8 protein-coding genes are annotated in these 9,186 nt (G+C 46.5%); all 8 read left to right on the top strand.

The features are described 5' to 3' along the window. The first annotated feature begins 1,132 nt into the window (after positions 1-1,132). The 8 genes from rpmH to noc all read left to right on the top strand — a co-directional run bounded on the left by rpmH (position 1,133) and on the right by noc (position 9,111). Positions 1,133-1,267 carry a 50S ribosomal protein L34 gene (gene rpmH / locus NST83_RS25550; RefSeq protein ID WP_007433250.1) on the top strand — a complete coding sequence of 45 codons (135 nt, stop codon included), beginning with the start codon at positions 1,133-1,135 and terminating at the stop codon, positions 1,265-1,267. Positions 1,268-1,530: 263 nt separating this feature from the next. Then, positions 1,531-1,881 (top strand): ribonuclease P protein component, encoded by a 351-nt coding sequence (gene rnpA / locus NST83_RS25545; protein ID WP_013312817.1) that lies wholly within the window; start codon positions 1,531-1,533, stop codon positions 1,879-1,881. Between the two features lie 71 nt (positions 1,882-1,952). Next, entirely contained in the window at positions 1,953-2,825 is an 873-nt protein-coding gene (locus NST83_RS25540; protein ID WP_137060979.1) for a YidC/Oxa1 family membrane protein insertase, read from the top strand. Then, complete coding sequence (jag, locus tag NST83_RS25535) at positions 2,822-3,583, top strand: RNA-binding cell elongation regulator Jag/EloR (protein ID WP_137060978.1); 762 nt, start codon at positions 2,822-2,824, stop codon at positions 3,581-3,583. Before NST83_RS25540 ends, jag begins: the two co-directional genes overlap by 4 nt. 186 nt (positions 3,584-3,769) lie before the next feature. Continuing rightward, entirely contained in the window at positions 3,770-5,146 is a 1,377-nt protein-coding gene (mnmE, locus tag NST83_RS25530; RefSeq protein WP_342416137.1) for a tRNA uridine-5-carboxymethylaminomethyl(34) synthesis GTPase MnmE, read from the top strand. A gap of 100 nt (positions 5,147-5,246) precedes the next feature. After that, entirely contained in the window at positions 5,247-7,136 is a 1,890-nt protein-coding gene (gene mnmG, locus NST83_RS25525; RefSeq protein ID WP_342416136.1) for a tRNA uridine-5-carboxymethylaminomethyl(34) synthesis enzyme MnmG, read from the top strand. Continuing rightward, a complete protein-coding gene (gene rsmG, locus NST83_RS25520; protein ID WP_342416135.1) occupies positions 7,136-7,858 on the top strand; it encodes a 16S rRNA (guanine(527)-N(7))-methyltransferase RsmG in 723 nt (240 codons plus the stop codon). The genes mnmG and rsmG overlap by 1 nt, the downstream gene beginning before the upstream one ends. Before the next feature lie 434 nt (positions 7,859-8,292). Then, positions 8,293-9,111 carry a nucleoid occlusion protein gene (noc, locus tag NST83_RS25515; protein WP_137060974.1) on the top strand — a complete coding sequence of 273 codons (819 nt, stop codon included), beginning with the start codon at positions 8,293-8,295 and terminating at the stop codon, positions 9,109-9,111. The last annotated feature ends 75 nt before the right edge of the window (positions 9,112-9,186 follow it).

Genomic DNA, 9,186 nt, shown 5'->3' with positions numbered 1-9,186 from the left:
AGACGTCACTCCTTTTAAATCCTGACATTTTGCCGTTTAAGCTGCAAAGAGCTGCTCCCAGCGCTTCGGCAAAACGCCTAAAATCCCAAAAATGTTGTTGAAGGCCATAAAAAGACATACCGCCGCCTAAATCATGCGGCAGTGTGATGAGAGAACGCAGCACAAAATGGTCCTGAAAAATAGCTAATGGAAAAATCCGCTGCTGATCGGCAGAAGAAAGGCGATATTTCTCAGGAGGGAATGTGCGGCACGATCCGTTCTCTTGATCCCGCAGGCCAAAACGGGACTGCAATATGTCGAAATCAAATGATAAATGTAGAATATATCCCCAGAATCCCGAATCCGCACAAAAATAAAAAGATGGATAAATTGAACTTGTTCACAACTTTATCCACAGGGTGTTGATAATATGGAGGGTAAAACAACATATTCACATTCAAAAGTAATATCATCATAGCAAAAGAAGCCTTGTATTTCAATGACTCGTGGTTATTTATCCACAAATTCAATCTGTTGTGTACAATTTTTATTCACAACACAAGATATTGTTTATAATTTGTTCAGTTTTCGACAATAACTCTTTTTCGTCTCAAAATGTTATGCACAGGTTATGACCATTTAAATCACAATTCAGCTTTTTTTGTGGAGCTGTGCATAACAGCTGTTGCCTTTTGGTCACAGGAGGCGTTTTTCCTGTTGAAAATTTCCGGTAACGTTTCCGACAATATTTTTAATGATATGGTTATGATGCCTGGAAATATGCGATCTCAAAATAAAAGACGGTGTAAAGAAATTAGGAAGTAGGAAGGAAGAACGAACTGTAAGGAACAGGAGTGGTGGAAGGACCACAAAATGTAGACAAGCTGATATTGAAGAAGGAAAGTCGAAGCAAATCCACGAATCCACGATCAAAAAGGGGAAAAGAGCGTGGGATCAGTGAACTGGATGAAGGAGCGAAATCTTTGGTCATGAAAAAGAGGGAGAGGATTGTGTGATTTAGGGGGAGAAGATGAAGCTGTACATTGACTTTGGCCGCTATTTATGGTTAAATGTACAAAGGTGTTTTTTGTGGAGATTGCTATGTTAGGTATATTCCATATAAAACGTATTCCTTGTAAGGAGGTGCAGTACAATGAGACCGACTTTCAGACCGAATGTCAGCAAGCGTAAAAAAGTTCACGGCTTCCGTAAAAGAATGAGCACAAAGAATGGCCGTAAAGTTTTGGCAGCTCGTCGCCAAAAAGGCAGAAAAGTATTGAGTGCGTAATGCGTGCATAAAGACCACTACGGTGGTCTTTTTTTTCATAATGGAGGTATTTATGGGGCGGATCGCTTTCCCTGTGTCTGTAGAAATGCAGTGAAAAAAGAGGGAGGAGCACCGCAACCTGCTCTATATTAGATGAAGCTTTTGAAAATGGATGTAAAATAAGCGAGATTACCATGGGGGAATGTTGTCCATACTTCTTACTATATAAGGGGTAAGGATTGGCATGCCGGCATGTGTAAAAGAGATGAGCAAGGAGAAGCGCCGTGCAAAAAAAATTGCGTCTACGAAACCGGGCGGACTTTGGGCGAGTATACCGCCATGGCAAATCTTTTGCCAACCATCAGTTTGTGGTGTACTGGTTCCGCCGCAGAGAGGTAGAGCAGTTCCGCGTTGGAATTTCGGCCAGCAAGAAGATCGGCAACGCAGTTGTCCGCAACCGGATGCGCAGGATCGTTAAGGAAATTGTGCGCCATCATGAGCATGAATTGGTGGAGCAAATTGACCTGATTTTTATCGTCCGCAAGGGAGCGGTTACAATGTCGTATCAGGAGCTGGAGAAAAGCGTGCTGCACGTTCTGCGCAAAGCCTCGCTGCTCAAGTCTTCACGCCGATAGTCAGTATCTTTGTCCTACAGGATATGGTATGATTTACGTTGGAATGGATTGGTTAAGAAAGGGGTTATGAAGTGTCGCGTTTGAAGACTCAACGGGGGAAATGGTTCCTCCTGATTGCCTTATTGGCACTTGTTGCTGTGCTGTCTGGATGTGCTCCGACAGTCCACAATTCTTACACGACGGCAGACTTGGCCAATGGATCTTGGTGGCAAAGATATGTCGTTTACTGGTTTTCGTATGCGCTGGATACGTTTGCCCAATGGTTCTCTGGAGAGTATGGCCTGGCCGTACTGATACTGGTGATTATCGTGCGTACCATTATTTTGCCGCTTACACTCAAGCAAGTACGCAGTTCTAAAGCAATGCAGGCCATTCAGCCGCAATTAAAAGAAATTCAAGCGAAATACAAGGATACGCCTGAGAAGGTCCAGCAAGAGACGATGAGGCTGTTCCAGGAAAACAAGGTTAACCCGATGGCGGGCTGTCTTCCTTTGATCGTTCAGATGCCGATTTTCATCGCGCTTTATAATGCCATTTACTATAATTCGGCATTGCGGGATCATGATTTCTTGTGGCTCCAGTTAGGTAAACCGGATCACTTCTTTATCCTGCCAATTCTGGCGGCAATTACAACATTCGTCCAAACCTGGATGATGATGAAAATGAATCCGACTCCGCAGCAAGGACCGATGCAATTTTTGCTGTACGTCTATCCGGTTCTGATTCTGTTCATGTCGTATAACTTCCCATCTGCTTTGCCGTTATACTGGTTCTACAGTAATATTTACACGATTATTCAAAACTATTTCCTTTATCGGAATAAGGATAAAGAAGTTGCGCTGGCAAATGTGAAAACAGCCAGTCTTACGAAAACAGGTTCCTCCAATAGCAATAACAAGAAAAAAGGTGGCAGAAACTCGAAGGGGGCTAAAAAGTCGAGATGACCAAAGTCGTGACTTCAGGAAAAACCGTTGAAGATGCTGTAAAACAAGGACTCTCCCAGCTGGGAGTAAGCCGTGAGCGGGTAACCGTAAACGTGTTGGAACAGCCGTCAAAAGGATTCCTGGGGTGGCTCGGGGTCAAGAAGGCGAAGGTAGAGCTTACGCTGCTATCTGATCCGTCTCCCGAAACCACACACACGGCTGAACATCATGTATCGGCTCAGGTGTCTACCATGGGACAGGCTGTTGTTCCAGAAGCTGAACCTGTTACGCAGCAGGAAGTACGCACGAGCAAGGAAGCCTCCATAGGCCATGCAGACCCCTATGAAGAAGCTGTACGTTTTATCCATGAAACAGCAGCGGGAATGGGACTGGATGTTGAAGTGGATGTTCGTCACCGCAAGGATGAAAGCATACTGGATATATCCGGTCCGTCGCTCGGCATGCTGATCGGCCGCCGGGGACAGACGCTGGATGCATTGCAGTACCTAACGAATATCGTTGCCAATCGTCATTCTGACAAATTCATCCGAATTGTGCTGGATGCCGAGCAATTTCGCGCACGTCGGCAAAAAACGCTGGAGGATTTGGCGGATCGACTGGCCAACCAAGCTATTCGTTACGGCAAGGAAGTAGTGCTGGAGCCAATGCCGTCACAGGAGCGGAAGCTGATTCACGCCAAGCTTCAACAGCATGCGCAGGTTAGAACATACAGTAAGGGGGACGAGCCAAATCGGCGCGTCGTCATTGCCAAAAAATAATCCGACGCAATGGCTCTCTGCAAGGTGCAGAAGCCATTGCTTTTTTTCAAATGAGGATTTTGCAAAATTTTGAAATATAAGACTTTATAAGTTTCACTCATTTGTTCTTATATTTCTTGCTGAAACGGTTGCCGTCCTTGATGAAGGACGGCAATCCGTTTCTACTAGACAGGAGGTAGAAACCATATGCTGAGCGAAACCATAGCTGCCATTGCAACGGCAGTCGGCGAAGGGGGCATTGCGGTTGTACGGGTCAGCGGCCCGGAAGCCGTTACAGAGGTGGAAGCTTTGTTCCTGAGCAAGACGCCTCTAAGCAAGGCTCCATCTCACACGGTACACTATGGACATATTATAGATCCTCAAAGCCATGAAAAGGTGGAGGAAGTTCTAGTTACGGTTATGCGAGCGCCCCGCTCTTTTACAACAGAAGATGTCGTAGAAATCAGTACCCATGGCGGGGTTGTAGCCGTTAAACGGGTGATGGATTTACTACTGCTGCAAAATATACGTTTGGCCGAGCCGGGCGAATTCACGAAGCGTGCTTTTCTGAACGGTCGTATTGATCTGAGTCAGGCGGAGGGAGTCATTGACCTGATTCGCTCGAAGTCGGATAAAGCTTTTTCAGTCGCTTTGAAGCAAGTAGATGGACAACTGTCACAAAATATCCGCCGTTTGCGGCATGTTCTGGTAGAGACACTGGCTCATATTGAAGTGAACATTGATTATCCTGAGCATGATGTGGAATCTTTTACGTCTGAGTTGATCAAGGATAAGAGTAGTCAGGTCATGGCCGAAATTGATCGGCTGCTGCATACAGCGGAGCAAGGGAAAATTTTACGTGAGGGCCTGAACACAGCAATTGTTGGAAGACCGAATGTGGGGAAATCCTCGCTGCTGAATACACTGGCTCAGGGCGAACGGGCGATTGTGACCGATATTCCGGGCACGACCCGTGACGTTATTGAGGAATATGTGACGATTAACAGCATTCCTTTGAAGCTGCTGGATACGGCTGGCATTCGGGAAACGATGGATGTAGTGGAACGGATCGGGGTAGAGCGTTCGAGAACAGCGGTCAGTGAAGCGGATCTGCTGCTCATCGTAATTAACGCCAACGAACCGCTGCATGAGGATGAAATGGCATTAATGGAACAAATCCGCGGTAGACAAGCGATTGTCATTATGAATAAAATGGACTTACCGGCCCAAGTAGACCGGGATTTGCTGCTGCGGTATGTTCCAGAAGAGCTTATCGTACCAATGTCTGTAAAGGAAAATGAGGGAGCAGATCGGCTGGAGCAGGCCATATCGCAGTTGTTCTTTAGTGGTAAGCTGGAATCAGCCGACATGACATATGTCAGCAATGTACGGCATATTGCCTTGTTAAAGAAGGCTCGCCAATCGTTGGTAGATGCCTATGAGGCCGCTGATCAGTTCGTTCCGATTGACATGATTCAGATTGATGTACGGCTGGCGTGGGAGCATTTGGGCGAGATTGTGGGCGATACGGCGCATGATGCGTTAATCGATCAAATATTTTCACAATTCTGTCTGGGCAAATAGGACATTCGAGTATGGCTGTGTTAAGCCCTACTATCGTTATAGATATACAAGAGCATATTTGGTACGCAAAGACCGAAGTGCATAAGGAGGTAAGAGAGGTATGGGATATCAAGGAGGCGACTATGACGTAATTGTCGTGGGCGCGGGCCATGCGGGTGTGGAATCCGCCTTGGCAGCAGCCCGGATGGGCTGTCGTACGTTGATGATTACGATTAACCTGGATATGGTTGCGTTCATGCCCTGCAACCCGTCTATTGGTGGTCCTGCCAAGGGGCATGTGGTGCGTGAAATTGATGCTCTGGGCGGCGAAATGGGCCGGAACATCGACAAGACGTTTATCCAAATGCGGATGCTGAACACAGGTAAGGGGCCTGCGGTCCACGCATTGCGCGCGCAGGCTGACAAGTTCTCTTATCAGCATACGATGAAGGAAACGATGGAAAAGGAACCAAATCTGACCTTGCGCCAGGGAATGGTGGAAGAGCTGATTATTGAAGACGGTCATTGCGTGGGCGTCATCACGAAGACTGGTACGGAGTACCGAAGCAAAGCGGTTGTATTGACTACAGGCACTTATTTACGTGGTAAAATCATTATGGGTGAGCTGATGTATGAGAGTGGCCCGAACAATCAACAGCCTTCGTTGAGACTGTCTGAGCATTTGCGCGAGCTGGGCTTTGATTTGGTCCGCTTCAAAACGGGTACACCGCCGCGCGTGCATAAGGACACGATTGATTTTAGCAAAACCGAAATTCAGCCGGGGGACGATCAACCGAAGTTTTTCTCGTATGAAACGAAGTCTTCGGATAATGAGCAACTTCCTTGCTGGCTGACCTATACTTCAGTGGAAACTCATCAGATTATTAATGATAATTTGCATCGTGCACCGATGTTCTCCGGTCTGATTGAAGGAACAGGACCGCGTTATTGTCCATCTATTGAAGATAAAGTGGTACGTTTTAGTGATAAGCCGAAGCACCAGATCTTTTTGGAGCCTGAGGGTAAAAACACATCTGAATACTATGTTCAAGGCTTGTCGACCAGCTTGCCTGAGGATGTGCAATTAGCTGTGCTGCGCTCAATTCCGGGGATGGAAAAGGTAGAAATGATGCGTAACGGCTATGCGATTGAGTATGATGCCATGGTGCCTACACAATTGTGGCCTACGTTGGAAACAAAAAGAGTACCTGGCCTGTTCACGGCGGGTCAAATTAACGGCACTTCCGGTTATGAAGAAGCTGCGGGCCAAGGGGTTATGGCAGGCATTAACGCGGCTCGTAAGGTGCAGGGCAAAGAACCTGTCGTGTTGGACCGCTCACAAGGCTATATCGGGGTTCTGATCGACGATCTGGTGACCAAGGGGACGAATGAGCCTTACCGTTTGCTAACCTCCCGTGCAGAATACCGTCTGTTGCTGCGTCATGATAATGCAGATTTGCGTTTGACTCCGATCGGACATGATATCGGCCTGATTACGAATGAACGGTACGAGCGCTTTTTGGATAAGAAACAAAAGGTAGAGCAAGAGATTGAGCGTTTGCGTCTGGCAAAAGTGCGTCCGGTTGATGTCAATGAGATGCTGGAGCAAGGTGGATCTGCACCGATACAGGACGGCAGTAATTTGTTAACCGTGCTGCGTCGACCAGAGATTAGCTATGCACAAGTGGCACAAATTTCACCTTCACCTGTAGCTCTGACTGAGGAGGAACAGGAGCAGGTGGAAATCCAGATTAAGTATGCGGGCTACATCGAGAAACAACTGATGCATGTAGAACGTCTGCAAAAAATGGAGAAGAAAAAGCTTCCAGAGGATATCATATACGATGAGATTCAGGGTTTGGCGATTGAAGCCAAGCAGAAGCTTGCCAAAATTCGTCCGATGTCCATTGGTCAGGCATCTCGTATTTCGGGTGTGACTCCTGCGGACATTTCCATCTTGCTCGTTTATCTGGAGCATTATAACCGCGTAACGGCAGCAAGGGGATCATAATGGACGCGATACAACAGCAATTTAAGCAGCGACTGGCAGAGCATAGCATTGTGATTAATGACAGTCAGCTAGAGCAGTTCGAAACGTATTACCGTGTGCTGGTTGAGTGGAATGAAAAGATGAACCTGACAGGCATTACAGAGCGTGATGCGGTGTACACCAAGCATTTTTACGATTCTCTTTCACTGGCCTTTTATGTTCCGTTAAATGATGTGAAAAGCTTGGCGGATATCGGATCGGGGGCAGGGTTCCCGGGGATTCCTTTGAAAATATGCTTTCCGCAGATTCAGTTGACTATTGTGGATTCATTGAACAAACGTATACAATTTCTGGCGCATGTGGTGGAGCAGCTAGGCTTGGAAGACGTGGAGCTGATCCATAGCAGGGCAGAGGAATTGGGTCGTAAAACGGGATACCGGGACAACTATGATCTGGTCACAGCCAGAGCCGTTGCCCGTCTTGCGGTGCTGAATGAATTTTGTTTGCCTTTTGTCCGTGAAGGGGGTCACTTTGCTGCGATGAAAGGCAGTGACCCAACGGAAGAAATCAAGGAAGCTTCCTATAGCTTGAAAGAGCTTAAAGGGAAGATTAAGCATATTCAGGCTTTTCAGTTACCTGTGGAGGATGCAGCTAGACATATGATTATTATTGAAAAAAGGGCAGCTACACCACGGAAATATCCGCGTAAGCCGGGTACGCCTTTAAAAACACCGTTAGTGTAACCAATTGAAAGAAAGTGAATGTTTCACGTGAAACATTCACTTTTTTTATGGCTTGCAATGCTCTTAACATAAACAACGTACAGATGCAGAAGGTCTTTATTTACGGCGTAGAGAAGCATGGATAAATAGGCATCTGATTGGGTGTGCAATTTATTATCTGATCCTTCCGAAAAGCTGGTAGAGACGATAGGATTATGGCTGGAAAAGTGATAGAATAGAGATAATCGTTTTTGATGTAAGTTGGCTGCTTCCCGTACCGTTCGATTCCGATATACATAAGGGGAAGCGGGACAACAATGCCAGGGAGAATACGTGGAGTGTACCCGATTACGACGCTGTCTCATATAAAAGGGGCTACGATCCGCGTAAGGAACTGTTTTTCACGAAGCGCTGTTAGTATGGTGCTATTATGAAATTAGGTGGTATTATACGGAATGAAAGAACAATTTTCCAAGCTATTTGGTTTGACGGAGCGATCCACTGGGGACGAAATAAAGCAAATTCCAGTTCGGGATATTGTCAGCAGTCCTTATCAGCCCCGCACCATATTTGACGACGAGAAGATTGATGAGCTATGCCAGACCATTAAGACGCATGGTGTAATTCAGCCGATTGTCGTTCGTTTCCGTAATGGACAATACGAAATTATAGCAGGGGAACGTCGATGGAGAGCTGTCACCAAGCTGGGGATGGATACCATTCCAGCCATTGTTCGTGAGTTTAATGATTCACAAGCTGCTTCTATCGCGTTGATTGAGAATCTTCAACGGGAAGGGCTAACAGCGATTGAAGAGGCTGTAGCTTATCAGAAGCTGATTGATCTACATCAGCTCACCCAGGAAAGTCTGGCTCAGCGACTTGGCAAAAGCCAATCCACTATTGCTAATAAGATACGGCTGCTTCACCTCCCAGAGAGAGTGAAAAATGCTCTAATGGAACGGAAAGTGTCCGAGCGTCATGCCCGTGCGTTATTGTCATTAGAGACTGAGGAGCTACAGTATAAGGTTCTGGATGAAGTCATCGCCAAGGAACTCAATGTGAAGCAGACAGAGGCGAGAGTCGCCTTTTATAAACAAGTGTCCACGATGAAGAAATCCAAGCGGATTTCCTTTACCAAGGATGTCCGGCTTGCGCTGAATACGATTCGTCAATCCATTGATATGGTGTCTGGCTCAGGCTTGGATATCAAGACCAAGGAATCCGATCATGAGGATCACTATGAGATTGTCATTCAAATTCCCAAACGTAAGTAAGGGATGAAGCGTACAGGCGGCAGCAATTGCCGCTTTTTCTGTCTAACGCCAATTAAAGCCGCAGCATACTCGTAT

The sequence above is a fragment of the Paenibacillus sp. FSL R10-2782 genome (assembly GCF_038592985.1).
In the GTDB taxonomy this organism is placed as follows: domain Bacteria; phylum Bacillota; class Bacilli; order Paenibacillales; family Paenibacillaceae; genus Paenibacillus; species Paenibacillus terrae_C.
Note: the sequence above shows the minus strand (reverse complement) of the source record. Positions and strands in the feature narration are given on the sequence as shown.